This is a genomic window from Paenibacillus sp. J22P277 (genome assembly GCF_059383675.1).
In genome coordinates, this window is record NZ_JBXENS010000009.1 from 1 (window position 1) to 26891 (window position 26891).

The window sequence follows — 26891 nt, forward strand, 5'->3', positions numbered from 1 at the left end:
ATTGGCGATCGTGCCGACGCTCACGGTTCCCCCCGAGATCGCTACCGTACCTGCCGTGATCGTCGCGCCCATGACGCTCGTGATCGTTCCGTTCAGCAGGTTGGTCAGCGTGCCCGCCGTGATCGTTGCGCCAAGCACGCTCGTAATCGTTCCGTTCAACAGATTGGTCAGCGTGCCGGCCGTGATTGTCGCACCAAGCACGCTCGTGAGCGTCCCCGCCGTGATCGTCGCGCCCATGACGCTTGTTAATGTTCCGTCGAGCAGGTTATCGATCGTGCCCGCCGTAATCGTCGCGCCCATCACACTGGTCAGCGTGCCATCCAGCAAATTGGCGATCGTGCCGACGCTCACGGTTCCCCCCGAGATCGCTACCGTACCTGCCGTGATCGTCGCGCCCATGACGCTCGTGATCGTTCCGTTCAGCAGGTTGGTCAGCGTTCCCGCCGTGATCGTTGCGCCAAGCACGCTCGTTAGCGTTCCGTTCAACAGATTGGTCAGCGTGCCGGCCGTGATTGTCGCACCAAGCACGCTCGTGAGCGTCCCCGCCGTGATCGTCGCGCCCATGACGCTTGTTAATGTTCCATCCAGCAGGTTATCGATCGTGCCCGCCGTAATCGTCGCGCCCATCACACTGGTCAGCGTGCCATCCAGCAAATTGGCAATCGTGCCGACGCTCACGGTTCCCCCCGAGATCGCCACCGTACCGGCCGTGATCGTTGCGCCCATGACGCTCGTGATCGTTCCGTTCAGTAGGTTCGTCAGCGTGCCCGCCGTGATCGTCGCGCCAAGCACGCTAGTCAGCGTGCCATCCAGCAAATTGGCAATCGTGCCGACGCTCACGGTTCCCCCCGAGATCGCTACCGTACCGGCCGTGATCGTTGCGCCCATGACGCTGGTGATCGTACCGTTCAGCAAGTTCGTCAGCGTTCCCGCCGTGATTGTCGCGCCGAGCACGCTGGTCAATGTACCTGCCGTAATCGTCGCGCCCATCACGCTTGTCAATGTTCCATCGAGCAGGTTGTCGATCGTACCGACGCTTACCGTTCCGCCCGAGATCGCCACCGTACCAGCGGTGATCGTCGCTCCCATGACGCTCGTAATCGTACCGTTCAGCAGGTTCGTCAGCGTGCCCGCCGTAATCGTCGCGCCGAGCACGCTAGTCAACGTACCAGCCGTGATCGTCGCGCCCATCACGCTCGTGAGCGTTCCGTCCAGCAGGTTATCGAGCGTGCCCGCCGTAATCGTCGCTCCCATTACACTTGTTAATGTTCCATCCAGCAGGTTGTCGATCGTACCGACGCTTACCGTTCCGCCTGAGATCGCCACCGTACCGGCCGTGATCGTCGCGCCCATCACGCTCGTAATCGTTCCGTTCAGCAGGTTCGTCAGCGTTCCTGCCGTAATCGTTGCTCCGAGCACGCTGGTCAACGTTCCCGCCGTAATCGTCGCGCCCATCACGCTCGTAATCGTTCCGTTCAACAGATTGCCGATCGTGCCGACGGACACCGTTCCGCCCGTAATCGTCACGCCGGAGATGCTGCTGATCGTACCGTCCAGAATAATATTCAGTATATGGCCTGCCGTATCGGTTGCTACCGGCTGCGGCGTCAGCGTGTCGTCCTGCCCGAATATCAACGTGCGCAATTTGTCTGGATTCGGGTTAAAAGCTGAAAAATTCGGCATCTTTCCTCACTCTACTTTCACTAGATAGTTCGCTCACTTCCGGTTCTCATGGTTTAGGTGACCCTTTGCGACTGAAAATAAACGATGACTCCCGTCGGCTTGCCCTCGTGCATGGATTTCACGAGCAGCCGGGTAAACGCTTGAAAGCGTGCCGGAACGACCACGGCCGTTCCCCCATTCGGCACGATTTCCTCCACGTCGACCGTGTAATCCATGCCGTTCGGGCCGATTTCCACCTGCGCCAGCGCCGGCTCGCTTCCCCGATTGACGACGGCATACGAATACACGGATTTGTTCGAGGTATCCTGTGCGGGCAGCGCGACGAAATCATCCGTCGTGGAGACCTCCAGAAAAACCTGTTCCGAAAAGATGCTGCTTGCCGGGCGGTTTTTCTTTCTTTTGCAAGGATGCTTTGATGCGCCGTTCTTGTTGCAACGCAGGGGAAAGATGCTGCTTCTCTCCTGCTGGTGACAGCGCCGGGACTTTTTTTTCATATCATCTTCCCCTTAGCGTAACGCTTCTCTACTTTATGTTTTCAAGTCTTCCAAGGAAACGGCAGATGTCCGCGGGTTGAGAGGCCCCTTTTTGCCGAATTCCATACTTCCCCATGTCGGGAAAGGAGGCACGCCCCATATACTGCATAAGAACCGCCTTGCCCCGCGGCAAGCCCACTTGACGAATAAGAGGTGCTGCATGAACAATTACAACGTGTTTAATACCGAACATAATCCCGTCTATATGCAGCAAAACAACGTCTTTACCGCGCCCGGCATTAACGGCCCCCCTGAACTCGACGCCGCCAAGAGCGGCTTTCTCTTCCTATTGAATACCGGGAGCGTCGCCGTCGGCGCCGGCAACTCGCTGCTGCTTCAGGCGACCAATCCCTTAGGCAGCGGAAGAAGGCTCTATATCTCCCGCATATCCGGCGGCACCACCGCCGCGGCGACGCTGACGATCGCCTCCGGCGGCACGATCGCGGGCGGCACGACGCCCGTCCCGTTCAACGCTTTATTCGGCAGCGCCACGACGAGCGTCGCCACGACCAGGCAGAATACGGGAACGCTCGGCGGCACGCCCACGACGGTCATGCTCATGCAGATTACGTCGGGGATGTACGTAATCGACTTCGCGGGCGGCCTCGTCGTGCAGGCCAACCAGACGATTTCGATGACGCTCGGCACCGTCGCGATGACCGGGTCGATCAATCTCACCTGGTGGGAGGCGTAGCGCGTGCCGAACCATTTTATCTTCGACCAAAGCAACAGCAATTTCTTCGGGCGGTTGGTGAATACGTATGCCGCGCCGGGCGTGGTCGCTCCGCCCGACAACAACGCGACCGTCAACGCGCGGGAATTCATCTCCAGCTTCTCCACCTCGTCTTCGCTGGGACTGCTCGGCGGTTCCGTCGTCGCGGCCATGCAGGTCTCCAATCCGGCCGGAAGCGGCCGGACGCTCTACGTCTCCCGCATAACGGGCGGCGTCGGCATCTCGCTCAACCTGCTCTCATCCTTCAGCGGATCGCTGACGCTGACGCGCGCCGGAACGATCGCGTCCCCGTCGACGCTGACGCCGTTCAATACGCTGTTCAGCAGCGCCGCGACAAGCGTCATGACGGCGAGGTCCTCCACGAGCGCGATCACGGCCGGCACGAACTTTCTCGCGTTCCCGCTCAACCCGGGCATGTTCAGCTTCGATTACGGCGGCGGTCTCATCGTTCCGCCGAACCAAAGCATATCCATCACGGTCAGCGCTTCGCTCAGCATCGCCGGCGTGTTGGCGTGCTTCACCAACATAACTTGGTGGGAAGGCTGACGGCATTCTCCGGAAGCCAGCTTCGATATCCGCGCAAACAAACAGCGGCTGCCCCGTCGAACACGGAAGCAGCCGCTGTTTGTTTGCCATATGCGATTGGCGGCCGAAGCCTAAAGCCCGGCGTCGCAGGATTGCGTGTGCGCTTCGACCGTCAGCTTGCGCAGCTGGTCGCGCAGCGATTCGATCCCCTCCGGGGTCAGGCTCGTCTGGCAGAAGACGCGCTCCGGAATCTCCGCGGCCCGCTCCTTCAGTGCCCGCCCTTCGGGCGTCAAACGGACAATGACGCTGCGCTCGTCCTGCGGGTCGCGCTCGCGCCTGAGCAGCTTCAACCCTTCGAGCTTCTTGAGCAGCGGCGTCAGCGTGCCCGAATCCAGGTACAGCCTGCGCCCGAGCTCCTTCACGGCCACTTCGTCCTTCTCCCACAGCGCGAGCAGGGTGACATACTGCGTATACGTAATGCCAAGCTCATCCAGGAACGGACGGTACAACTTCGTCACCTCGCGCGAGCAGGCATAGAGGGCAAAACAGAGCTGATTGTCCAGCTCAAGCAGCGCGCTCTTATCCATCTTGTCTATCCCTCTTTCCGCGGCATTCATCTATCGACTAATAAATGCAATTTAATTGCATACAATTTATGTGGTTAGAATATCAGCTGACGGCAGGACTGTCAACTGTATTCCGCAGCGGTTTCCCGCTTCAATTTCATGAATTCCCGCAGCATCGCTACGCGCCACACGACGATCATGCCGAACGCGAGCACGAAGAACAAGGCCCCCGTCTGCGGAATCGACACCTTGGACTCCACCGCGTTATGGATCAGCAGCCGGAAGATCAGCAGGCCGAGCAGGATGAACACGAACATTTTAGACCGTTTCAGCACGATCTCGTCTCCGATCCGCTCCAGCTTGGATGTCCGGATCAGCGGATAAGCGAAGACCGTGGCGCCCGCGGCGAACGCGATCAGCGCCCACGTCCACGGCACGTGCGTCATCGGCACGACGAACATGAGAAACCCGGTGGACATGCCGAGCGGCGGGATGATGATTTTGCGCATCGTCGTGGGACGATTGCTGGCGCGGAGCCGCAGGAACAGGACCGCGACGCCGGAAAGCAGCGTGACGACGATCGACGCGACATGGCCGAATGATACCGAGTTCGGGAGAAAGCTCATCATGGCGCACTCCTTTAGAGCAATGGCTTGGTCGATTCGACGACTTCTCTCTTATCCTACCTATTTTGCGTCGCCGTTGCAAACGCCGCCATTCGCGGATCAATCGCCGGCGAGCGCGTCCCGGTGAATTTTCACGACCGCCTTGCGGATCGGCACGTCTTCTTCCGCGGAGCAGTTCGGACGGTGGATGTCCGTCGGGAACAGCACGACGAAATCGCCCGGCCGCAGATAGATCGCGTTCTCGCCCAGCACCTCGTCGTAGAACGCGATATCCTGCGCCTCGTAGCGGTCGTCCGTGACGATCTGATCCTCGGATACTTTGGCGACTCGCATCTGCTCGCGGCCCTGCAGCAGCAGTTGGATGTCCGTATGCAGCAGATGCGTCTCCGGCTTGATCTCCCGCCACGGCCGCGTGACCGGTTCATTGATCAGCAGATGCATGCCCGGCTCGCCGAATTCGTGCCGCCCTGCGGGCAGCGCGTCCAGATCCGTGCTTTGCAGCCGCTCGATCGCGCGCCTGACGGCCGCGGGAAACGTATGCTTTTCCCGTTCCCAATTGTTCATGTCGCTGAAAATCATCGCATTTAGCCTCCTTGGGGAATGATCGCCTTGACCCTGCCCACGTCGCCGCTCTGCAGGCGTACCTTGATGCCGTGCGGATGGTTCGGCGAATTGGTCAAAATGTCCTTGACGATGCCGCGGGTCAGACGGCCCGTCGCCTGGTCCTTCTTCAATACGATATCGACCGTCAAGCCCGGCCTAATGTTGGCGCGTTGTTGTCCGTTTAAGCTCATGGGGAGGGTACTCCTTCTCGTTTGCGTTTTTCTGCTCCCCATCATAAGCCAGCGGGCAAGGGAAGTAAAGGATGGGCAAGCGCGCCAATTTTCCGGTTGACAGTGAGAATGAGAATTACTATCATTAGAACTAGAAAAGCGCGCTTCAAGCAGAGAGGCAGGTTCCGGACGCATGAAGAAAATCAAATACTGCTGCCGCAACTTCAAGCATGGCTCCAAATCCGTGTTCAAGTCGCTGAAACAGGAGTTTCCCGATTTGAAGCAGAAGAAGAAGGACTGTCTCGGCAACTGCAGGCTGTGCGCAAAGCAATGCATGGTTCTGATCGGCAAAACCGAAGTCGTCGTCGCCCCGACCGCGGACGTTCTGTATGCGAAGCTGAAGCATCGGATAGGCTAATATGGCATAGTATGGTACGATAAGAGAAGAAGCGCCGGATCGCTGGGACTGGGATCGGGCAGTCTTCTTCTCTTTGCGTTTACCTGCGACCATATTTGAAAGGGAGGTGCGGCCGATGATGAACGAAACGCTCAGCGAGGCTTTGAACGAGCAGCTGAACTTCGAGTTTTATTCCGCGCACGTGTATCTGGCGATTGCCGCCTATTGCTCCGGCGAAAGCCTGGACGGCTTCGCGAACTTCTTTATCGTGCAAGCCGAGGAAGAACGTTTCCACGCGATGAAAATGTACAAGTATCTCAATGACCGCGGCAAGCGCGTCAAGCTGGACGGCATGGGCACACCCAACAATGACTATAGCTCCGTTCTAGAGGCGTTCGAGCACGCCTATCACCACGAGCAGGAAGTCACCAAGCGCATCTATCACCTGTCCGATCTCGCCATGAACGACCGCGAGCATGCGACGATCCAGTTTCTGAAATGGTTCATCGACGAACAGGTCGAGGAAGAAGCGATGTTCGACAGCATCATCAACAAGCTGAAGCGCATCGACACCGACAGCAACGCGTTCTTCATGCTCGATACCGAGTTCGCGGGGCGGACGTTCGTGCCGCCGACCAACGCGTAACGCTTCGAATCCCATGCGAAACGCACGAAAGGACAGCCCCCGGGGGCTGTCCTTTTTACATGCCGTTAGACGGTCCGGCCGCGGTCTCCCGGCCTGAAATTCCGCATCTATCCCGTAACGTTCAGCGGCGGCGGGTCGTCAGAATGGTAAGCGCGAACTTCGGCAGCACCAGCTGGCGGCGCCAGCGCGATGGCTGCTTCAGCAGCCGGTACAGCCACTCGACGTTCAGCTTCTGCCAGATGACGGGGGCGCGCTTCACCTTGCCCGCGATGACGTCGAGGCTGCCGCCGACGCCGAACGCGACCTTCGCCTTCAGCCGGCTCTTATGCTTGTAGATCCAGCGTTCGGCATTCGGCGCGCCGAGCGCCACGATCAAGAGATCCGGCTGCTTCCGTTCGATATCCGCCACGAGCGCCTCTTCCTGGGCGCCCTTGAAGTAGCCGTTCTGCCGGCCGACGATCTCCACGCCGGGGTACTTCGCCTCGATGATGCCGACGGCCTTCGCGTTCGTCTCTTCGTCCGCGCCGACGACGTACAGCGAGAAGCCGCGCGTCGCCGCTCCCTCCAGTAGACGAATCAGCAGATCGTAACCCGTTACGCGTTCAGGAATCTGCACGCCCTGCCACTTGGCCGCGAGCACGACGCCGATGCCGTCCGGGGTAATCAGGTCCGCCCCGTCGACGATCCGCTGCAGCTCCGGCTGCTGCTTTGCCGCCATCACGATCTCGGGATTGGCCGTAATCAGATGGAACGGTCCCGGCTGCGACCTATGTTCGCCCGCGAGCTTCCCCTGCAGCAGCTTCACCGTATCCGAAAGCGTCATTTTCGAGAATGGAACGCCCAGAATCTTGACGTTATCCATGCCTTCACCTTCCTCTTCACACTCATGCTGTCCCTTATTGTAGCATAAAGGCGGGATGGCTCGCATGCCGGCGCCCGTTCGCGCGCAAATCCGATCGCCCGTGTCGGAATAGCCCTACCGGAACCTATCCGCCAGCCAGCGGATGAAGTCCCCGATTATCGGCACGAGGCCGAAGCCGTGATCGCCGATGGCGACCAGGCCGTAAACGCGTTCGCCGATCGCCACCGCCCCGACGACATGCTCCCCGATGGCCACCGCGCCAAGGGCGTTCTCGCCGATCGCGACGGCGCCCAGCGCGGACTGCCCGATGGCCACAGCGCCGAGGGCCAGGTCGCCGATCGCTACCGCCCCGGCGGCAAGACCGCCCGAGAGCGCGACGGCCCCAAGCGCCAGCATGGCGCCGACCGCTACCGCGCCGAACGACAGGATGCCGACCGCCACCGCGCCGCCGGCGACCAGCCCGACCGCGATATCGCCGAACGCGACGAGACCGAAGGCGACTTTCGGTTTTCCCCTTCCCGCGCTGGTGCGGATGCTGATGACGGGGAACTTGGAGGTTGGCCATTGATAGTCGATCTCGTTACGTCCATTATTCCCCAAATAGCGGTTGAATCGAAGCAGCCGGCTCCACTCGAACATGACGCGCCATCACTCCCTCTCGGTCCCATGGGTGATTCAAACCTTTCTTTCAAGCGTATACTAAATGCAAGAGCGCAGGCAACCATAAGAGCCTGTCGATGAGAGATTTATTTCGCCGCGAATACGCGGATTCGCATTCCAGAAAGGCGGGTGGATGCTAGATGACAAGGAAACTTGCTTTGCCGATCGGCACGATCGTCCTCATGTTGGCTTTGACCGTTCTCGCGGGTTGTTCCGGCAAGCCGCGCGACGTCGCCGACGCCCCGGGCAGAGAACCTGCGGTCAATCATGAAAGCGGCGCCGAAGCGGCGACGGCCGCGCCCGATGCTTCGAGCGCGGGGCACGCCGACGATTCGGTCAGCAAAGCCGGACCGGGGGACGGCGGAACGTTCGCGAAGCCGCCGGAGCAGCCGGATAGTGGCGGAGTTTCCGGAGCCGAATCGTACTCCGGCGCTGGCGCAAATGCTGGTACGGGTGCTGCGAAGGATGCAGAGAAAAAAACGGGCACGAAGCCGGACAATGACGGTGCTGCCGGGACCGGATCGAACGCCGGCGCGGGCACAAATGCCGGAACAGGTGCGGCGAAGAATGCAAAGAAGAAACCGGACACGAAGCCGGGCAACGAAGGAGCTACCGGAGCCGTATCGAACGGCGGCGCGGGCGCAAATGCCGGAACAGGTGCGGCGAAGAATGCAAAGAAGAAACCAGACACGAAGCCGGGCAACGAAGGAGCTACCGGAGCCGTATCGAACGGCGGCGCGGGCGCAAATGCCGGAACAGGTGCGGCGAAGATTGCAGAGAAGAAGCCGGATACGAAGACGGAGAATGACGGCGCTGCCGAAACCGGATCGAACGCCGGCGCAGTCAGCGGGGAGCCGAAAATCGCCGTCGCTAACGAGGCGTTTCGCGTCTACGCGCCCGCGGAGGACAGCGTGGTCGGCCAATCGTTTACGGTCAAGGGAGAGGCGCGCGTATTCGAAGCGGCCTTCGGCTACACCTTCGAGGACGGGCACAACGTGCTGGCGGAGGGTCATGCAATGGCCGATCAGGGTGCGCCGGAATGGGGGAAATTCGAGCTCAAGATAGCGCTGAACGACCTGCCGACCAGCCCGACCGGCGTGCTGACGATCTACGAGTCAAGCGCCAAGGACGGCGCCCATGTCCACGAACTGCATATTGCCTATACTTTCGAGAAAGGGATATTGAATCTCGGGGAGTATGATGCGGCCTGACGGGGCGGACGAAGCTTTCCTGCCGCCGTTCCGCAGCTCCGTCCAATCTGTTCGATTAACGTTCCGCACCGCCGACGCAAGCGGTATCGGGACAACGACAAAGGCGGCTGCGCATCGGCGCAGCTAATCGGCGCCATGCAGCGCGTCGAGCGCCTCCGCGGTGTCGGCCAGGAAGAAGAACTGCTTCCCCTTATTGCACTCGTAAATGAAATCCCGCAGGCTCTTGCTCTCATACCCGCTGAAATCGCCGACGATCGCGAGCTTGACGCGGTAATTGGTATACTTCTGCAAAATATCCCCGGCAAGCTTCGTCCGCAGCTCGAAGAAATCCTCCGCAACGTTCTCTTTGCGGATAAGCAGCTTATGGGCGCCTTCGGCATAGTTGACCGAAGCCATCATATCCAGCGCGTCCTGCACGCCGCCGATGACGATGCCGTCGCTCGCGATGACGGCGACCTTGGACGCGCCCCTTTCATCGATCGTAATGTTCATCTTGCGCCTCCTTGTTCTGCAATGAAATATTCAGAAATTAAAGTTGTCCGGATCGGCCCCGAACCGCTTGTTTTGATTCAGCGCATCCAGCTTCGCCATGTCCTCGTCCGACAAGGCGAAATCGAAAATCGCCATGTTCTCGGCCATCCGATTCCGATTCGCGCTCTTGGGAATCGTCACCGCGCCGTGCTGGATGTCCCAGCGCAGGACAATCTGGGCGGCGGTTTTGCCGTATTTGCCGGCGAGCTCCGCTATCGCCGCCTGATGCAGATTGCCGGACAGGAGCGGACCCCATGCTTCGATCCGGGTTCCCGTCTCCGCCGAGAAGGCGCGCAGCTCCGATTGCGTCAGCAGCGGGTGGAATTCGACCTGGTTCACCATCGGGACGATGCTGCTATGCTCGAGCAGTTCGCGAAGATAGAAGGAAGCCATATCGACCGAGCGGTAGCCGACCTCAAGCGCCGTACGCACGGCCTCCGTCACCTCGGGTCCGTCCTGCAGCTGTCATACGCCGTAACCGAGCAGCGGCATCGCAACGCCGTTCCGTAGGCTGACCTGCCGATCCGATCCGCATATTCCCCACTCCTCATCCCTGCGAGTATGTTTCTATCATAGCGCCGGCGTCCGCCGGATGAAAGACGTATTTTCGCCCCGCTGTTTCGCGATTTGGCTGTCGGGCTTTCGACATCCGGCCTTTGCGGCGGTGCGCCGCTAGTGCCTAACCGGTAGGCAATAGCCGACGGTCCGGCCCGTATGGAAAAACAAAGACCGGCGATCGCTCGCCGGCCCTTTATCGTGTATCCGCGGCCGCACCGCCGGCATTCGCGCTTCGGACGTTCGCATTCCGTTTGCGCGGCTTCGCCGCCCTCTTCGGCAAGGACGCTCCGCTGACGTTGAAACGATCAGCCGCCGAGCAGCCCCGCTTCTTTCAAATTCAAATAGCTGGCCATGATCGTTTCGACCGGCGACAGGTTGCGCAGCCGATCCTGCTCGACGATCATCCATTCCACGCCGATCTCGCGGGCTTTATGAATCGCAGGCGCGATGCGGACGATGCCGGTGCCGACGGCCGTCCAGCGGTCCGGCTCTTCGGTCGTCGTCACGTCCTTCACGTGGATGGCGGGCACGCGGCCGGCCATGTTGCCCAGCACCCGCACGGGATCGGCCCCGCCCATCGTGATCCAGGCGATATCGAGCTCGAAATGGACCGCTTTCGGGTCGGTGTTCTCGGCCAATATATCCATCGCGCATATGCCGTTCCACGACGTCTTGAACTCATGGGCGTGGTTATGATAACAGAGCTTGATGCCTTCCGCGGCCAGCCTGGCTCCCGCCGCGTTGTACAGCTCGGCATCGCGCAGCAGCTCCTCCTCGGAGTCGCACGGCCCCCACCAGACGGAAACATGCGAGGTTTGGACCGCCGCGGCATTCGCGATCAGCTTGTCCAGCTCCCCGCGCAGCGACTCGCGGCTCGCGCTGAGCGTGACCGCATGCAGCCCGAGCGCCTGGAACCGCCGCATATTGCTGCCGACGTCGCCCTCCAGCAGCCATCGTTCGGCGCCTTCGATCCCCTGGTAGCCGATCGCGGCCGCCGTGCTCATCGCGCCCCAAAAGTCGGTCTTCGCCTCCTCGGTCAGGATCCCGATCAACCCAAGCTTCGGATTCGTCATTACGTCCTTCACGCTCCTCGCCCCGCTTCCGGCGCGGAGTGGCCGGCTTCCGGCAGCCCACGGAACGAATTGTCCGGCAGCGCCGCGTCGCGGGACAACGCTCTATTCCCGCATCCGATGCAGGCATCACGATCTATCGACAATTTCACAGCCTCCTCCGCATCATTCAAATAAGCGTATCACAAGATCGGGAAATGCCGGGTTAGACGGATGTACGCATGACGTAAGAATTCTGTACGATACGGCCACGCGAATATGGAAAACTTTCTCGAACGCATTGAAACTTTCATGTTCTCTATGTAGTCTAAATAGGTACATGGATGGCGCTACGAGGAGGTTTTTCGCGTGAAATTGCAATCGTTATTCGCGGCAGGGCTGACGGCGTTGATGACATTCGCCATCGGCGCTGCTCCCGCAGGGGCGACCGCGGCCGTACCGTTCGCGCATACGGTCTCGGCCACGCCGGCCGCGATCGACGCGGAGGCGGACGAAGCCGCCGTGCCGGCCGCGCCTGCCCTGCCCCCCGGCGGCATCGCGGCCGCCGACATCGCGCAGGTGCATTTCCAGCAGGCGGATGAGCTTTTCGTCCCGCTGTTCCGTTCGCGCGAGGCGGATTCGGCCGCCATCGCGAAGACGGCGGCGGTCGTGAACCGGTTGATCGGGAAAGCGGCGCTCACGAAAGAGCGGCTGGACGGCGACCAGCATTTTTTCGCCATGAGCGCGGACGTCGAGCTGGACGACGGCATGGACGTGTCGCTGGAATTCATGGACGGACAGAACGTGCTCTTGTATTACGGGCCCGACGTTTATTTGGCTACGGACAGCATGGCCATGGATGAGCTGAAGAAGCTGATGATCCTGCCGCCGCGCACGAAGATCAACACCTTGCGGCCCGCCATCGGGGGCGTGGTCGCCATCAAGGGCAGCGACGGATACGGGCAGAACGGCGTCGTCAACGTGTTCGTCGAGACGGCCGGTTCCTCCGGCGGCTACTCGACCCCGAAGGGCACGTATTTCCCGTCCAAACGGGCGCTGCTCGTCTATTCCGCGCCGCTCAGCGAGGCGCGGTACGATTTTCAATTCGTCATGCCGGCCTACGGAGAAGCCATCGACGGCACCTTCAAGCCGATCGCGCCGGGCCAATACGACCTGGACCTGATTTCCGACACGGGCGGTCCTACGTTCGACATCGACATTGCCGCCCCTTCGTCGCCGCAGCTCGCAATCAACGGCGTACCCGTCGCCAGCCCGGCCTTGAAGCCGATCATGCAAAACGGCGTCATGCTGCTGCCGATGCGCGCGCTCGCGGAAGCGTTCGCCTGGAACGTGACCTGGGACGCGGCGCATAAAGCGGCGATGATTACGTCCTTGCCGAAGACGCCGGACGTTCATCTTGACGGAGGCAGTTCCCTCGCGATCTGGGTCGACGGCAAGCGCCTCACCGGCGCGAACGCGGCTCCCGTCATCGTAAAAGGCAGCGTCTATCTGCCGCTGCGCGCGACGGCGCAAGCCCTCGGATTCCAACTGACGTGGACGCCGAGCGTGAACAGCGCGCTGCTCGCGTTCGAGCCGCGGCACCTCGACGAAAACGAATATGCGGGCGACGCGAAGAAGCTGGCTGCCGCGAAACTCGTCAACGACTACGTCATCGCGCTGAACGCGCGCGACGGCGCGGCGCTCGAGAAGCTGTTCGCCAAAGAAAGCGTGCCGGCTCCGCCGTTCGGCGCGATCGGACAGCGGCTTATCACGGGCATCCGCTCCGTGACGTTCCAGGACCGTCCCGGCGGCGCGCTGCTCGCAAACGCGACCTTCTCGTATCTGTTCGATCCGAACGGCAGCCGGACGGGCGGCGCCGGAATCGTGTTGACGCAGGAGAATGGCGGCTGGAAAATCGCGGACGTGGATTAAGCAGCGGATCGAGGATCGTTGGACCGCCGCGACGGCGGATTCGGGATTAACCTGTCCGGCGGACATGGCTTCCCTGCCGAGGAGCTCGCTTGAATAAGCGGCTCCTCTTTTTCATGGTTTGAATTCGGGCAAGATTTGGAAGGAAACGGAAGAACGTCATCGAATTCATTAGCATGGACCATAAACGACTCTTGGATCACTACAGCCTGCGAATAGCAGGCAGCCGCTGGGATGCGGAGGACCTCGCGCAGGAGGCTTGGCTGAAGCTGGCCGAGGCTATCCGCCGGCGCCCGGACCGGCCGGTCTCGCGGGCATTCCTGTACCGGATCGCGACGAATGCCTGGATCGATATGCAGCGAAGACGCCGGAACCGGACGATACCGTTCGGACCCGAACATGAAGCGGCGGCTCCGGATTCGATGCTGGCCGGCCGGGAACTGCTGGAACAGCTCGCGGAGCGGCTCGCGCCCAAGGCTGCCGTGATCCTGCTGCTGATGGACGTATTCGATTTCACGGCCAAGGAAACCGCCGCATTCGTCCATATGAAGGACTCCACGGTCCAAGTGACGCTAGGGCGCGCCCGCGCGAGGCTCAAGCAACTGGCGCAAAGCGGCTTCGCCGCGGAACCGCCGGCTGCCTCGAATCGGGACGACGGCACGGCTCCGGCCGATTTCGACGCCCTCGTGGACGCGTTCCGCAGACGCGACCCTCATGCGATATATCGTGCTTATGTCGGACTTGCCAAGGATGACATCCGGCTTACGCGGCTGCAGGCCGTCGGGGCGCGGCTGCAGTTTACGTTTCGGGACCCGGACGGCAATCTGTTCCGCATCGTATCCGATTAAATGTCCGGCGATTGTTTGATTCGGGGCCGCGGCTGCGTTACTTAGAGGAAACCCCACAATTAAGGAGATGATCCTCATGTCCGTATCGCGGAATGACGTTCAAGGCAATGCATTGAAGGCGGTCTGTTCGGTCTACGTGCCTGTCCGCAACCCGGTCGAGTCGGCGAAATGGTGGCAGCGCAATTTCGGATTAACGTACGCGGTGCCCTTCAATGCCGCGGAATCGCAGGCGATCCTGAAGCTCGCGGACGGGCAGTGGCTGCACCTGATCGAAACCGGGGGCGACGCGGACAATCAATTTCCCGACAAATCCGGCTACGAGATGTTCCGGTTCACGTTCGAGGTCCGGCAGATCGAAGTGCTGCACGATGATTTGAAGGCGAACGGCGTAGCCATCGAGAACCTGCAAGACCGCGGCTCCTGCGGCATTAATTTCGTCTTCTACGACCCGGACGGCAATAAATTCGACGTGAACGAAGTCGTTCGCGCGCATCGCACGCCGGAAGAAGCCGAGAAAGTCCGCGCGCATCTGTTCGGCGTAGCGAACTGACGAAAGAAGCGGCAGCCTTGGACGCGCGTGTCCGGGGCTGCCGCTTTGTTTTTGAAGACGCGACTATTAGGAAGTGGTTCCCTCGAATCGGCAAGGAATGGATATGCTCTGCCGATCGCGGTTAATGGCCCTCCGGCGCGGTGGCGATCTGCCAGCGCACGCCGTACGGGTCGATCAGCCGTCCGAACATGCTGCCCCAAAACATCCGCTCGAACGGCATAAGCACCTCTCCGCCCGCAGCCAGGTTGTCGAACGCCTGCTCCGCGGCTTCCGCAGTCTCGAACTCCAAAGTAAGATCCAGACCGTTGCCGCGCTCGACCGGCCCGGCATCGGCCAGGAAGAAGGTCAATCCCGCGGCTTGGAGTACCAAATGCATCACGCGTGCGTCGTCCGCCGGATTGCCGCCGGGCATATCGCCGAAAGTTTGCACGCTCACGATCTCGCCGCCCAGCGCCTTTACATAGAATTCCGCTTGCCGGCGGGCATTGCCGCTATACAGATAAGGGGTTAACTTGGCCATCGCGATCCGCTCCTTGTCCGTGTGGGTTCCTCGTGCGTCTTGCTGCCTTGGGCGCCGATGAAGGGGTATGCAGCCTGTCCGTTTCGAAACGCGGGCATCGGGTCCTGCGGCTGCGCAGTTAAAGCCGTCAGCCTCCCGGTTCCGTGCATCGGCCGATGTGCCTGCTTGGATATCCGGGGCTATGGCTCCCGGCGAATCCGGAAACGCTTGACGACATTGCCGTTCGCTTCGGTGAATTCGGAGTCGAACTGCCCGCCATTGCCGCGGATCGTCCGCTCGGACCCGATATTGCCGCGGTCGCAGACGACCAGCACCTCCCGAATGCCGAGCCGGTCCGTATGCCGGAGCGCCTGGGCGAGGATGGATTTGGCATAGCCCCTGCGTCTCTGCGACGGCACGATGCCATAGCCGATATGTCCGCCGCTCTCCTCCAGCTTCCGGTTCAGACGGTGACGGATATTGACCGCCCCGACGATTCGCCCCGCTTCGTCCGCGAGCCAATACGTCGAGTGCGGCACCCACCCTTCCTGCACATGCGCCTCGTCCTCCGCCTCCAGCAGAAAAGCGACGTAAGCCGGAAAATCGGACGGGTCCTTCTCGACGACCCAAGGCACGATGTCCTCGCCGCTTGCGATCCATTCCTCGTAGAAAGACATATAGGCGGGCCGCCACCCAATCTCCGGCCTCACCAGACGTACGCCGGCACTGCCGGCTGCCGTTTCAGATCCATCTGTCATCCCTGCTCATCCTCCTCGAAAAAAAAGGCAAGGCATCAGTACGTTCTCTGCTGCCTTGCCTTGTTTGCCTTTAACGCGTGCGGCTGCGCTGCGGCCTGCCGCCAGCACCCTGCTTGCCGCCCGGGCGGCCGCCCTTGAAGCCGCCGGACGGACGACCGCCGGAAGCCGGGCGGACGGACCCGCCGCCACGCGGAGCCGAAGCCCCGCGGCCGCGCGGAGCCGAGGCCCCGCGGCCGCGCGTTTCGCCGCCGCTGCGCGCGCCGTACTCCGCGTCTTGCCCTGCTCCGCCGCGGCTCTTATCGCCGCTGCCGGGGAACTGCGGCGCGCCTGCGCGCCCCGCTCCGCCGCGTGCCGGAGCCGATGCTCCGCGGCCGCGTGCCTCGCCGCCGCCGCGCGCGCCATACCCCGCTTCGCGGCCCGCTCCGCCGCGCGCGGAGGCCGATGCTCCGCGGCCGCGTGCCTCATCGCCGCCGCTGCGCGCGCCATACCCCGCTTCGCGGCCCGCTCCGCCGCGCGCGGAAGCCGTAGCTCCGCGGCCGCGCGGTTCGCCGGTCGCTTCGCCTGCCGGCGTGCTGTACCGCGTGCGTCCGCCCCGCGGAGCGTCCGCGCGGCCGGCGCCCCATTGCGGCTCATCCGTGCCGGAGCCGCGTTTCGCCGCGGCCGCATATGCACCGGCCGCCCTGCCGCCGCCTGCGGCGGTACGCCCGCCGCGGCCGGCTTGCCCGCTGCGGCCGCCCTGCGCGCCGCGCCCGAATCCGCCGCCGGGGCCCGCGCCTCGGCGGCCCGCGCCGCGGCCGCCGCTCGGACGGTCGCTATCCGGCCGTCCTCCCGATTCGCGCGAAGGACGAGCCGGCGCGCCGCCCGCGCGTCCTTCGCGCGGGATCGACATCTGGATGCCCCGTTCGATGGCAGCCAGCTCCAGACGGTCATGCGGCGAGACGAGCGTGATCGCGAGACCCGATTCGCCCGCGCGGCCCGTCCGTCCGATGCGGTGAATGTAGCTCTCCGCGTTTTCGGGAATGTCGTAGTTGAACACATGCGTCACGCCTTCGACGTCAAGCCCGCGCGCCGCCACGTCCGTCGCCACGAGCAGATGCAGCTTCGCGTCGCGGAACCGCTTCATGACCTGCTCCCGCTTCGCCTGCGACAAATCGCCGTGCAGCTCGTCGCTGTTGAAGCCGTTCTCCTGCAAATACTCGTTCAGCGCGCTCGCGCGCTTCTTCGTCCGGCAGAAGATCACGCCCAAATACGGGTTATGCTCCTCCAGCAGCCGTTTCAACTGCTCCTGCTTGTTCTTCGCGTCGACCTCGACCGACAGTTGGCGAATGCCCTTCACCGTCACCTGCGGCGCGCGTACCGTAATGTCTTTCGGCTCGATCATGAACCGCGCCGCGAGCGAGCGGACGCCTGCCGGCATCGTCGCCGAGAACAGCATCGTCTGTTTGCGGTACGGCATCTGCGTCAGAATTTCCTCGACCTCGGTCAGGAAGCCCATGTGCAGCATTTGATCCGCTTCGTCGAGCACGAGCATCTTCACCGCGCCGAGCGCGATCGTGCCTCTGCGGATATGGTCGAGCAGCCGTCCCGGCGTGGCCACGACGAGATGCACCCCGCGCTTCAGCTTGCGCAGCTGCGACTCGACGTCCTGACCGCCGTAAACCGCGAGCACGCTGAATTCTTCCTTGTCCGCGAGCCGGTTTTTCAGCTCCGTCGTAATTTGCAGCGCGAGCTCCCGCGTCGGCGTCAAAATCAGCCCCTGCACGTTGTCCCGGTCCGCGCGCGTCTTCTCGAGCATCGGCAGCAAGAACGCAAGCGTCTTCCCCGTCCCCGTCTGCGCCTGGCAGATAACGTCGCTGCCCTGCATGATGACCGGTATCGCGCCTTCCTGGATCGGCGTCGCTTCCGTAATGCCCTCGTTCCGGAGCGATTCCGCCCGTTCCTTCGCGATCCCTAACTGTTCAAAACTTGCCAATTCTTCCACCTCATTCAATTATAAAAGCCATCCCGTCTCTTCAACCGGTATTCCTATACTACCACATTCGCGCGCCTCTCATGTACCGAATGTTCCCAGCCGCCCCGCTCGGCCGGGATATCGCCCCGTTCTCTCCAGCTTCTATCGGCCTTCGCGCACATTCTCTCTACGCTTATTTTAACCAGATTATCGCATGCTTAAGTAGATAAGCCGCAGGAAAGCCGAAAATAGCCCAAAAGGGCATTTGACACCGTGTTCCCTTCCCCGGCTGTCCGCGTTGCCAGGTCCGTAAGATCCTGGCAAGAAAAACGAAAAAAGAGCTGCCGATCCGGTCATCTTGCCATGACCGGCGGCAGCTCCTGCTGGACTCGCGCGCGCATTTCCGATTCGCATTATAGGTTGCATCCGCCGACTATCGCATAGACCGGCAGTATCGCTCTATCCAACTCAGCCTTCGAATGGCGCCGGCTGGTAGAAATAGTTCGGCTTCTTCTCCGTATCGTCGTAACGCGTGTGGAAGACTCCCGTCGTGGCCGGCGACAGCGGCGGAATCAGCCACGACCAACGGCCCGTCGGCGTGCGGCCGCGCTGCCGCTCCTTCTCCGCGAACAGCGCGAATTGCTTGCTCGCCGTATGGTGGTCGACGATCGTCACGCCCTTCGCCTTGAACGAATGCAGTACCGCGACGTTCATCTCCACGAGCGCCCGGTCCCGCCACAAGGTGGCTTCGCGCGCCGTGTCCAAGCCCATTAGCGCGGCCAGCTTCGGCAGCAAGTCGTAGCGGAAAGGATCGGCCAGATTGCGCGCGCCGATCTCCGTGCCCATGTACCAGCCGTTGAACGGCGCCGCGGTATAATGCAGGCCGCCGATCTCGAGCCGCATCCCGGAAACGAACGGCACGGCGTACCATCGCAGCCCCAGTTCGCCGAAGGAAGGGAAATCCGGATGGACGAGCGGAACCTCGAGCACGATGTCTTTGGACACCTCGAACCAGCGCGGCGGGCGGCCGTCCGCCTGAATAACGAGCGGAAGCACGTCGAACGCCGTGCCTGCCCCGCGCCAGCCAAGCCCTTCGCAGGTTGCCGTCAGCTCCGCCGAGACCGGGTCTCCGATGACGGTGCCGTCCGACTGGCGATAGCCGGCGTACCGGATCAGCTGCTCGTTCCAGATCCGGATCCGCGGGCGCTCCGCATCGGCCGAAGGCGCGAAGATCGTGATCGTCGGCAATATTTTCCCGCCGTTGGTGGCGTAGTCGATATGGCGAAAGACGGCGTCCGCGATCTCTTCTTCCGTCACCGCCGCGCGCGCGTCCTGCACGATCAGCGACTCCCAGAACAGCCGCCCGATGCAGCGGTTGCTGTTGCGCCAAGCCAGCTTGGCGCCGTACGCCAGCTCCTCGGACGTATGCGAGTACGTTCCGGTTGCTTCGATCTCGGTCCTGACCTGCGCGATCCGCGCTTCGAGGTCAGCGTCCTTAACGCCAAGCTCGCTGCCGTACTGGCAGATAAAATTTTCGGCCTCTTGCAGCAGCGCGCGGCAGCTGACGGCCGTCGAATGACTTCGCATAGTTGTGATCCCTGCCCGCTTCGTTAATCATGAGATCTATTATACCGGATTCGCCGGAAGATTTCTCGGTAAGTAAGTGATTTAATTATTTATACTTTATATTAGTAAGTAACAAGGTTTATAATACCGGATAGGCGGCCCATGCTGCCATGCGAATAGAAATCGGGACGATAAAGGAGTGACGTGGTTTGAGTCGAAACCGGCTTTACACCCCCTATGAACTGAAAGGCTTGTCGCTGCGCAATCGAATCGTGATGGCGCCCATGTGCCAGTACGCGGTCGAGGCCAAGGACGGCATTCCGAACGAATGGCATTACGTGCATTATGTTTCCCGCGCCGTCGGCGGCGCCGGCCTAATATTAATAGAAATGACGGACATCGAGCCGGACGGCCGCATCACGGACAACTGTCTCGGCTTATGGTCGGACGCGCACACGCCGGCTTTCGCCCGCATCGTCTCGGAGGTCCACAAGCAGGGCGCCAAAGTCGGCATTCAGATCGCCCATGCCGGACGCAAAGCCCAGGATGCCCCGCAGCCGGTCGGCCCGTCCGACATCCCGTTCAGCGCCGCTTCGCGCAAGCCCCGCGCGCTGAGCACCGAGGAAGTCCGCGACATGGTCGGCAAGTATAAAGACGCCGCCGGCCGCGCGGTGGAAGCCGGCGTCGATACGATCGAGCTGCACGGCGCCCACGGCTACCTCATCCACCAATTCCATTCGCCGCTCGTCAATAACCGCACGGACGAATACGGCCGGGACCTCGCGCTGTTCGGCAGCGAAGTCATCCAAGCGGTCAAGAGCGTCATGCCGGCAGATATGCCCCTTATCATTCGCGTCTCCGCGGCGGAATACGCCGAGGGCGGCTACGACCTGGCCCGGGGCCTTGAAATTTTCCGGCGCTACCGGGACGCCGGCGCCGATCTGTTCCATGTCTCGAGCGGCGGCGAAGGACCGGTCGGCGCTCAAGGGTCGGCGGTTTATCCCGGCTATCAAGTACCGCTCGCCCGCGGGCTGAAGGCCGCGCTGGACGTGCCGGTCATCGCCGTCGGCCAGCTCGACGACGCGAAGCTCGCCGATGCCACGGTGGCCCACGGCGACGCGGATCTGGTCGCCGTCGCCCGCGGCATGCTGCGCGACCCCTACTGGCCGCTGCATGCCATCCAAGCGGTCGCGACGGACAAAGTCGCCGTCGCCGATGCGGCCGGACTTATTCCGGGCGCCTACAAGCGCGGATACTGATCGCGCCGGTAACCGGCCCCTTGCTCATGCCAAACGGGACGAAGCGGATATCTTCCGCCTCGTCCCGTTTTTTTCGAGTTGCTGGCTGCATGCGCCCTCGTGGCGTGGTGCATTCGCGAATCCGGGCTCGCCGATAGCCGCCCTCATAAGACAGACGAAGTTTGCGTACCGGACTTTTCGCGTGCCTATCCATGCGCGCTTTATGCCACCGAAGCGCCGTGCATCTGATCGCGGCACGATTGCGGCGGTCGCGACAGACGCCCGTTCGGTCAGCCTTAGCCGAAACGCTGGCGTCATCATTCCGGGCGGTATGTTCATTTATCTTTCGCAATCCGTCATGGCCGCGTAGCTCGCCGCGACCGCCCGGGCTTCTTCGGCGATTCGCTCTTGCAGCTCCTGCGGCGCGAGCGCTTTTGCCTGCCTCCCGTACCCGAGCATAATCTGCACGGCCGATTCCAGCGTATTGAATTCCGCCGCGGCTTCCACCCATTCGTCCCCGCCGTCCGCATGGGGCCCGATCGTAACGTACCTTTCTTGGCTGAACCGGTTCCACGCGGTGCCCGCGATGCGGACGTTCGCTTCGTATCGGGGCAGCCGATCGCGAAAACGAACCAGCGATGCGTTCCAAGCGGCCGCTAAGTCAAAGCCCTGCGGACGCTCGAACGATTCGGGCGACAGCCGCGCCTCCCGCATCCGGGAAACCCGGTACGTCCGCATCTCTTCCTCCGGCCCGGACAGCGCCATGACATACCAGACGCCCGATTTCGCGACGAGGCCTAGCGGCCGGACGAGCTTGTCCGTGCCGGGCTCCCCGTCGTTCGACCTGTAGACCATGTGCAGCTTTCTTGCCGCCCAGACCGCTTCCTGCACGACGGCCAGTTGCGCGCTTCCGGTATCCCGCGGCCCCGTATCCCGCCAACCCGCGCCGTCGACATGGATGCGCTCGCGGGCGATTTGCGCATCGCGGCGAATATCGGGCGGAAGCGCGGACATCAGCTTGTTCATCGCCGAACGCGTGCTTCCCGCCAGCCCGAGATCCTGTACGACGCTCGTCGTTTGCATGAACAGCAGCGACGATATTTCACCCGTCGTCATTCCCGTCAACCGGCTGCGATACCCCTCCGGCAGCGACCAGCCCCCGCCGTTCCCGCGGTCCGCGATCACCGGTATGCCGGCTACCCCGAGCGCCTGCATATCCCGGTGGATCGTCCGTTCGGACACCTCGAGTTCCTCCGCGATTTCCTTCGACGACATTTTGCCGTGCGCTTGAAGCAATGCCAGTACCGCCAACAGCCGATCCGCGCGCATGCTCCGCCTCCTCCCTGATTTTTCTCCATTGTAGCATGCAAATAAGACAATAGCTGTCATGTTTGAAGGCTATACTGAAAACGTCTTGAATATGTAAGGCATGCGGCAATTCCGAGCGGTTCATCGAGAAAAATTCATTGTTCCAAGGAGGCAGTTATTTATGCAAACATTAGCAGGCAAGGTCGCCGTCGTGGCGGGCGCGACGCGGGGCGCCGGAAGAGCGATCGCCATGATGCTGGGCGCCGCGGGCGCGACCGTATACGCCACGGGCAGGAGCGTGCGCGGCAATCCGTCCGATCTCGGGCGCGGAGAGACGATCGACGAAACGGCGGAGCTCGTAACTCAGCAGGGCGGACGCGGCATCGCGGTGCGCGTCGACCATACCGTCCCGGAGGACGTGAAGGCATTGTTCGAACGGGTGGACGCGGAGCAAGGCGGACGGTTGGATATTCTCGTCAACGACGTCTGGGGCGGCGAATCGCTGACCGAATGGGGAACGCCTTTCTGGGAGGGCTCGCTTGACAAAGCGCTGCTGATGCAGCGGCGGGCCGTGCATTCCCACATGATTACCAGCCGCTACGGCGTGCCGCTGATGGTCCGGCGCGGATCGGGGCTGGTCTTGGAAATCACGGACGGCTTCGACTACCGGTACCGCGGCAACCTGCCTTACAGCCTGGCCAAAATATCGGTCATCCATCTGGCCGAAGCCCAAGCGGCGGAGCTCCGGCCGCACGGGGTTGCGGCCGCGGCGGTCACGCCGGGCTTCCTGCGCTCGGAGGAAATGCTGGATCATTTCGGCGTCACCGAAGCGAATTGGCGGGACGCGGCGGCCAAGGAGCCGCACTTCCTCCAATCGGAGACCCCGTTCTTCGTCGGGCGCGGCATCGCCGCTTTGGCCGCGGACCCCGACTTGCTGAGCAAATCGGGGCGCATCTTCACTTCCTGGGGCCTGTCCGACGATTACGGCATCGAAGACGTCGACGGACGCAAGCCGCATTGGGGGCGCTATGCGGAAGAACAGGGATTTTATAAGTAAGGCGGGCGCCTGGAGGCTCTACGGTCATTTCGATCATGACCGCGGAGCCTTTTTCATCCCTCGGAGTCGATTCTCCTCCTTCCGGTCCTCGCCGACATTCGCATTGCCGGCAAAACATGATAAACTGGTGCTAATCACATCGAATCGGAAAGGCTGGGTATCGGATGGAACACAACTTTACGATCGAGCCGGGCGCCTTCACTGCTTTCGCGGACGAAGCGGCGCTGATCGAGCAATGCAAGGTATGGGGACTGCTGTCCGACAAGGCGGTCAAGTCCAAGGCGTTCGTCTATAAACGGGGCAGCGGCAGCATGCCCTGCGCCATCATCGGCTTCGTCGATTTCATGACGGCGGTCATTGAATTCGAAAACAAGCAGCGGCATCTCATCCACCCTTCGCTGCTGAAAGAAATGCAGGCGTCCACCTTCGGACAGCGCACGTCCTCGGCGACGGAACAGCGCAGCGCCGAACCGGATGAATCCGGCGCGATTTCGGAAGAAACGGCCGCAATCGCGGACGCCGTTACCTCGAGTGAAGCTAGCGCCCCCGCGGCTGCGGTTGCGGCGGCTCCGGCGGACAAGCCTCGCGCGGTCGCTCAGCCCGCGTCGCCCGCGGACAAGCCCGCCAAGAAAAAGTCGTCCAAGCCGCAGCTCCCCGAGGAGAAGGTCAAGCTGACCGCGGTCGTCAAGGAATTCACCACGGTGCCGAACCATTTCGCCGAGGAAGACGACGAAGTCATCATTTACGGGGACGTCGCGATGACGGAGCCGGAGCTCGAGCTAGGCGACGCCTGGTCCAGCTACAGCAACACGCTCAAGAAATTCGAGCTGGAAGTCGGCGATACGATCACGTTCGAAGCCAAGATCGTCGCGAAGAAGCTGACCAAGCACCCGGTGCCGTATAAGATCAATAACCCGAGCAAGATCGCGAAGATTTGACATGAGCTCGGCGCGGCCATCATTCGCGACCGAATAATACAGTAAAAAGCGACAGCCGAGGATGCCAGTTCATCCATTGCTGTCGCTTTTTACGTTGGTTCTGCGAGCACGCCTCCGCGAAAATGCTCGCTTAAACATACGGCATTCGTTCGCGTAACACCGCGCTGCCGGAACCCTTACCCGCTCATCGCATTGCGCACGGCCAGGATGTACTTCGCCTGGTCCAACGGGTTGACGCCGCGCCGTTGGCGCGAGACGTCGACGTCCGGCGGGCACTCGCGGTAGCCGGCGAAGAAGGTCGTGAGCGTGCCGCGACCCTTCGTCATCGCGCCGAGGCGAGCCGGGAAGTCCAGCGTCGTCGCGACGGGCAGCAGCCCTTCCAGCTCCATCCGCTCCCCGCGCAGCACCGGCGCCTCGAACTCGCCGCGCAGGACGACGAGCTCGTTCATGATCTTGCCGCCGAATTCCTCCGGCACCGACATGCGGAAGCGGAGCATCGGCTCCAGCAGCTTCGTGCCGACGTTCGCGAGCCCGTTCATGATGCCCATCGGCGTCGCGATGACGAAGTCGAGCGGATGGGTGTGCCAGACATGATGCTCGCCTTCCGCGAGCGTCACGGACAGGTCCGTTACCTCCCAGCCCCGCAGCCCCTGCTGCAGCGCCTCCGGCACGCGCCGCGCCACCTCGTTCTGGTAGCTTTCCAGCAAACGCTCGTTCCGCTCGAGCGATTTGTACACGAGGCCGCTGCCCCGCTCGCCGGGTTCGATGACGAACCGCAATATTGCCCAGCACGGCTTCGGCGCCAAGTACGCGACGAACCCTTCGCCTGCCGAGGCCGGCGTTTCCTTATAAATGACCGACGGCGCGCCGAAGGACACCGCGAGCTTGAAGCGGCTCAGCAGAATCGAGGTCAGCACCTCCATCTGAATCGGCCCCATTACCTTCAGATGCAGCTCCCGCTCGTCCTGCAGCCACTGCAGATCCAGCAGCGGATCCTCGTCCGCCAGCTCCTGGAAGGCCGCGACGACCGCGGGATAATCGGCCTCGCTGCCCCACTGCACCTGCACGGTCAACAGTGGCACCGCGAGCCGCTTCTCGCCGGGCACGCCCTCCGGCGCGCCCAGAACGTCGCCGATGCGCGCGCGGCTCAGCCCGTACACGGCCGCGATGTCGCCCGCTGACAGCACGCCGATATCCTCCGATTTCTGCCCGTGCACCCGGCGGATCTGCGTGATCTTGTCCTGTACGTCGCGCGAATGGTTATGCAGAATATCGCGGTTGCGGATAATGCCCTCGTACAGGCGCACGTACGCGATTTTGCCCATGACGGGATCCCGCTCCATCTTGAAAATGACGCCCGCGACCGGCGCCGACTCCGATCCCGAAGGCGCAGGCAGGTACGTGACCACCGCATCCATCAGCTCCCGTACGCCGATGCCGCGATTGGAAGCGCCGAAGAGCACCGGGAACAATGCCGAACCGCGCGCCCCCGCCGCGAGTGCCTCCGCGACTTGCCCGTTTTCCAAAGGACTGCCCTCCAGATAGGCTTCAAGCAGCGCCTCGTCTTGCTCCGCCGCCGCTGCCAGCGCTTCTTGCCGGTAGGACTCCACCCAAGGATTCGCGGCAATCGCCTGCGGATCCAGCAGGTCGACCGTCCCGGCGAAATCCGCTTCCGCGCCGATCGGCGCCGCGATCGGCACGGCCCCCGGCGACAGCAGCCGGCGCAGCTCGGCGAGCACGCGCGCGGCTTCCGCGCCGATGCGATCCATTTTGTTCACGTAGATCAAGGTCGGAATGCCGAGCTCGCGCAGCGCCTGCCAGATGATCTCCGTCTGCGCCTGCACCCCTTCCACCGCCGAGACGATGAGCACCGCGCCGTCCATCACGCGCAGCGAACGCTCCACCTCGGACAGAAAATCGACATGCCCCGGCGTATCCACCAGATTGATCGGCGTGTCCTTCCAAGCAAAACGCGTCACCGCCGCGCGCACCGAGATGCCCCGCTCCCGTTCCACGTCCATCCAATCCGTCTGCGCCGTGCCCGCGTCGACGCTGCCGAGCGCCCGGATATGCCCGCTCTGGTACAGCATCTGCTCGGTCGTCGTCGTCTTGCCCGCGTCGACATGGGCGAAGATCCCCACGTTGCGCAGCATTCCCGTATGTTCAGCTTTTATCGTCATAGTAGATGTGTTCCGCTTGAACCAGCCGGCCTCCCGTTATCGTAAAAATGCCGAAGGAATACTTCGGCTGCTTGCGCTTGTCCGCCGCCGACCCCGGATTGAACATCAGCACCCCGTCCCGCTCGCGCTTGACCGGCACGTGGGAATGGCCGAATACGATGACGTCGACGCTCCCGCGGGGAAACGATTTGAACGCGTTCGTCTCCGTATCCTCGCGCTTCCCCGTCCCGACATGCCCGTGCACGAGCCCAATCCGCACGCCGCCGAGCGTGACGATCTTGCGGTGGCCGAACTTCTTCTCGATGTCCGCCCCGTCGTTGTTGCCGGTCACGCCGTCCGTCTCCGCGTAATCGCGGAGCATGTCCCAGACCGCCATCGTCATCCAATCGCCCGCGTGCAAGACGGCATCCGCGTCCGCCAGCTCCCGAATGAGCCGATCGGGGAGCTTCTTGGCCATGCGCGTCATATGCGTGTCGGACACCACGACAACCTTCATGGCAGCTCAACTCCTTCGCCGTTTCGCCGTGAACCGCCGCTCCGATCCGGGCGGCAGCTCATGGCGCTTATAAGCTTCATTATTGTGCAAAACCGTCCCCGGTTCAATAGAAACCGCTCTCGCGGACACTACCTCACACGGATTTATCATCCACAGCGAACCGAACGCTTTTTAAGAGCGCGCATACGGAAAAACCATTCCCTCACGCGGTAGTATATGT

Annotated in this window: 30 protein-coding genes; 11 read left to right on the forward strand and 19 right to left on the reverse strand. The window is 62.2% G+C overall.

What is annotated here, in order from left to right:
• Together AC50YL_RS29525 and AC50YL_RS29530 are read right to left on the reverse strand one after the other, a co-directional pair.
• Nucleotides 1–1683 (reverse strand): beta strand repeat-containing protein (locus tag AC50YL_RS29525; protein ID WP_494836748.1); only part of this gene is annotated, 1683 nt, incomplete at its 3' end.
• Nucleotides 1684–1736: 53 nt separating this feature from the next.
• Complete coding sequence (locus AC50YL_RS29530) at nt 1737–2177, reverse strand: DUF6385 domain-containing protein (protein WP_494836750.1); 441 nt, start codon at nt 2175–2177, stop codon at nt 1737–1739.
• Between the two features lie 199 nt (nt 2178–2376).
• On the opposite strand from AC50YL_RS29530, the gene AC50YL_RS29535 reads away from it, so the two are divergent.
• Both AC50YL_RS29535 and AC50YL_RS29540 read left to right on the forward strand, forming a co-directional pair.
• A complete protein-coding gene (locus tag AC50YL_RS29535) occupies nt 2377–2910 on the forward strand; it encodes a hypothetical protein (RefSeq protein ID WP_494836752.1) in 534 nt (177 codons plus the stop codon).
• 3 nt (nt 2911–2913) lie between these two features.
• Entirely contained in the window at nt 2914–3495 is a 582-nt protein-coding gene (locus AC50YL_RS29540; protein ID WP_494836754.1) for a hypothetical protein, read from the forward strand.
• A 110-nt stretch (nt 3496–3605) separates the two neighbouring features.
• Here the strand turns inward: AC50YL_RS29540 and AC50YL_RS29545 are convergent, their stop codons facing one another.
• The 4 genes from AC50YL_RS29545 to AC50YL_RS29560 all read right to left on the reverse strand — a co-directional run bounded on the left by AC50YL_RS29545 (nt 3606) and on the right by AC50YL_RS29560 (nt 5460).
• Nucleotides 3606–4061: a MarR family winged helix-turn-helix transcriptional regulator gene (locus AC50YL_RS29545; RefSeq protein WP_161744122.1), complete on the reverse strand. Its 456-nt coding sequence runs from the start codon at nt 4059–4061 to the stop codon at nt 3606–3608.
• Between the two features lie 101 nt (nt 4062–4162).
• Nucleotides 4163–4669: a CcdC family protein gene (locus AC50YL_RS29550; protein WP_494836756.1), complete on the reverse strand. Its 507-nt coding sequence runs from the start codon at nt 4667–4669 to the stop codon at nt 4163–4165.
• Between the two features lie 96 nt (nt 4670–4765).
• Nucleotides 4766–5245, reverse strand: coding sequence for a NanQ anomerase/TabA/YiaL family protein (locus AC50YL_RS29555; protein WP_494836758.1), 480 nt, complete (start codon nt 5243–5245; stop codon nt 4766–4768).
• 5 nt (nt 5246–5250) lie between these two features.
• Nucleotides 5251–5460: a YwbE family protein gene (locus AC50YL_RS29560; RefSeq protein WP_494836759.1), complete on the reverse strand. Its 210-nt coding sequence runs from the start codon at nt 5458–5460 to the stop codon at nt 5251–5253.
• Between the two features lie 172 nt (nt 5461–5632).
• On the opposite strand from AC50YL_RS29560, the gene AC50YL_RS29565 reads away from it, so the two are divergent.
• Nucleotides 5633–5857 carry a DUF1450 domain-containing protein gene (locus AC50YL_RS29565; RefSeq protein ID WP_161744119.1) on the forward strand — a complete coding sequence of 75 codons (225 nt, stop codon included), beginning with the start codon at nt 5633–5635 and terminating at the stop codon, nt 5855–5857.
• A 118-nt stretch (nt 5858–5975) separates the two neighbouring features.
• On the forward strand, nt 5976–6482 hold the full coding sequence (locus tag AC50YL_RS29570; protein WP_161744140.1) for a ferritin: 507 nt from the start codon (nt 5976–5978) through the stop codon (nt 6480–6482).
• Nucleotides 6483–6603: 121 nt separating this feature from the next.
• On the opposite strand, the gene AC50YL_RS29575 is transcribed toward AC50YL_RS29570, so the two are convergent.
• A complete protein-coding gene (locus tag AC50YL_RS29575; RefSeq protein ID WP_494836761.1) occupies nt 6604–7344 on the reverse strand; it encodes a WecB/TagA/CpsF family glycosyltransferase in 741 nt (246 codons plus the stop codon).
• A gap of 114 nt (nt 7345–7458) precedes the next feature.
• Nucleotides 7459–7983: a hypothetical protein gene (locus tag AC50YL_RS29580; RefSeq protein WP_494836762.1), complete on the reverse strand. Its 525-nt coding sequence runs from the start codon at nt 7981–7983 to the stop codon at nt 7459–7461.
• 161 nt (nt 7984–8144) lie between these two features.
• On the opposite strand from AC50YL_RS29580, the gene AC50YL_RS29585 reads away from it, so the two are divergent.
• Nucleotides 8145–9215 (forward strand): Gmad2 immunoglobulin-like domain-containing protein, encoded by a 1071-nt coding sequence (locus tag AC50YL_RS29585; protein WP_494836763.1) that lies wholly within the window; start codon nt 8145–8147, stop codon nt 9213–9215.
• A gap of 123 nt (nt 9216–9338) precedes the next feature.
• Here the strand turns inward: AC50YL_RS29585 and AC50YL_RS29590 are convergent, their stop codons facing one another.
• The 4 genes from AC50YL_RS29590 to AC50YL_RS29605 form a co-directional block, all read right to left on the reverse strand.
• Nucleotides 9339–9707, reverse strand: coding sequence for a DUF4180 domain-containing protein (locus AC50YL_RS29590; RefSeq protein ID WP_494836764.1), 369 nt, complete (start codon nt 9705–9707; stop codon nt 9339–9341).
• Nucleotides 9708–9737: 30 nt separating this feature from the next.
• Nucleotides 9738–10190, reverse strand: coding sequence for an aldo/keto reductase (locus AC50YL_RS29595; protein WP_494836765.1), 453 nt, complete (start codon nt 10188–10190; stop codon nt 9738–9740).
• Between the two features lie 419 nt (nt 10191–10609).
• Nucleotides 10610–11377, reverse strand: a complete 768-nt coding sequence (locus AC50YL_RS29600) for a sugar phosphate isomerase/epimerase family protein (RefSeq protein WP_494836767.1) — start codon at nt 11375–11377, stop codon at nt 10610–10612.
• 8 nt (nt 11378–11385) lie between these two features.
• Complete coding sequence (locus AC50YL_RS29605) at nt 11386–11520, reverse strand: hypothetical protein (RefSeq protein WP_494836768.1); 135 nt, start codon at nt 11518–11520, stop codon at nt 11386–11388.
• Nucleotides 11521–11722: 202 nt separating this feature from the next.
• On the opposite strand from AC50YL_RS29605, the gene AC50YL_RS29610 reads away from it, so the two are divergent.
• From AC50YL_RS29610 to AC50YL_RS29620, 3 genes are all read left to right on the forward strand, one after another.
• Entirely contained in the window at nt 11723–13285 is a 1563-nt protein-coding gene (locus tag AC50YL_RS29610) for a copper amine oxidase N-terminal domain-containing protein (protein ID WP_494836769.1), read from the forward strand.
• Between the two features lie 173 nt (nt 13286–13458).
• Nucleotides 13459–14130, forward strand: a complete 672-nt coding sequence (locus AC50YL_RS29615; protein ID WP_494836770.1) for an RNA polymerase sigma factor — start codon at nt 13459–13461, stop codon at nt 14128–14130.
• A 76-nt stretch (nt 14131–14206) separates the two neighbouring features.
• On the forward strand, nt 14207–14680 hold the full coding sequence (locus AC50YL_RS29620; protein ID WP_494836771.1) for a VOC family protein: 474 nt from the start codon (nt 14207–14209) through the stop codon (nt 14678–14680).
• A gap of 121 nt (nt 14681–14801) precedes the next feature.
• Here the strand turns inward: AC50YL_RS29620 and AC50YL_RS29625 are convergent, their stop codons facing one another.
• From AC50YL_RS29625 to AC50YL_RS29640, 4 genes are all read right to left on the reverse strand, one after another.
• The gene (locus AC50YL_RS29625) at nt 14802–15200 is read right to left on the reverse strand and encodes a VOC family protein (protein WP_494836773.1); all 399 of its coding nucleotides are present in this window, start codon (nt 15198–15200) and stop codon (nt 14802–14804) included.
• A 179-nt stretch (nt 15201–15379) separates the two neighbouring features.
• Nucleotides 15380–15937, reverse strand: a complete 558-nt coding sequence (locus AC50YL_RS29630; protein WP_494836775.1) for a GNAT family N-acetyltransferase — start codon at nt 15935–15937, stop codon at nt 15380–15382.
• Nucleotides 15938–16007: 70 nt separating this feature from the next.
• Nucleotides 16008–17909: a DEAD/DEAH box helicase gene (locus tag AC50YL_RS29635; protein ID WP_494836776.1), complete on the reverse strand. Its 1902-nt coding sequence runs from the start codon at nt 17907–17909 to the stop codon at nt 16008–16010.
• Nucleotides 17910–18356: 447 nt separating this feature from the next.
• Entirely contained in the window at nt 18357–19475 is a 1119-nt protein-coding gene (locus AC50YL_RS29640) for a nitric oxide synthase oxygenase (protein ID WP_494836778.1), read from the reverse strand.
• Nucleotides 19476–19663: 188 nt separating this feature from the next.
• On the opposite strand from AC50YL_RS29640, the gene AC50YL_RS29645 reads away from it, so the two are divergent.
• The gene (locus tag AC50YL_RS29645; RefSeq protein WP_494836780.1) at nt 19664–20713 is read left to right on the forward strand and encodes an NADH:flavin oxidoreductase/NADH oxidase; all 1050 of its coding nucleotides are present in this window, start codon (nt 19664–19666) and stop codon (nt 20711–20713) included.
• Nucleotides 20714–21031: 318 nt separating this feature from the next.
• On the opposite strand, the gene AC50YL_RS29650 is transcribed toward AC50YL_RS29645, so the two are convergent.
• The gene (locus AC50YL_RS29650) at nt 21032–22021 is read right to left on the reverse strand and encodes a helix-turn-helix transcriptional regulator (protein WP_494836781.1); all 990 of its coding nucleotides are present in this window, start codon (nt 22019–22021) and stop codon (nt 21032–21034) included.
• Nucleotides 22022–22181: 160 nt separating this feature from the next.
• Between AC50YL_RS29650 and AC50YL_RS29655 the strand changes: the two genes are divergently transcribed.
• Nucleotides 22182–23057 (forward strand): SDR family oxidoreductase, encoded by an 876-nt coding sequence (locus AC50YL_RS29655; protein WP_494836782.1) that lies wholly within the window; start codon nt 22182–22184, stop codon nt 23055–23057.
• Nucleotides 23058–23221: 164 nt separating this feature from the next.
• Entirely contained in the window at nt 23222–23995 is a 774-nt protein-coding gene (locus AC50YL_RS29660) for a hypothetical protein (protein WP_494836783.1), read from the forward strand.
• A gap of 176 nt (nt 23996–24171) precedes the next feature.
• Here AC50YL_RS29660 and AC50YL_RS29665 read toward each other — a convergent pair whose 3' ends face one another.
• Both AC50YL_RS29665 and AC50YL_RS29670 read right to left on the reverse strand, forming a co-directional pair.
• Nucleotides 24172–26175, reverse strand: coding sequence for a GTP-binding protein (locus AC50YL_RS29665; RefSeq protein WP_494836785.1), 2004 nt, complete (start codon nt 26173–26175; stop codon nt 24172–24174).
• Nucleotides 26159–26671 carry a metallophosphoesterase family protein gene (locus AC50YL_RS29670; protein WP_494836786.1) on the reverse strand — a complete coding sequence of 171 codons (513 nt, stop codon included), beginning with the start codon at nt 26669–26671 and terminating at the stop codon, nt 26159–26161. Before AC50YL_RS29670 ends, AC50YL_RS29665 begins: the two co-directional genes overlap by 17 nt.
• Nucleotides 26672–26891: the final 220 nt, after the last annotated feature.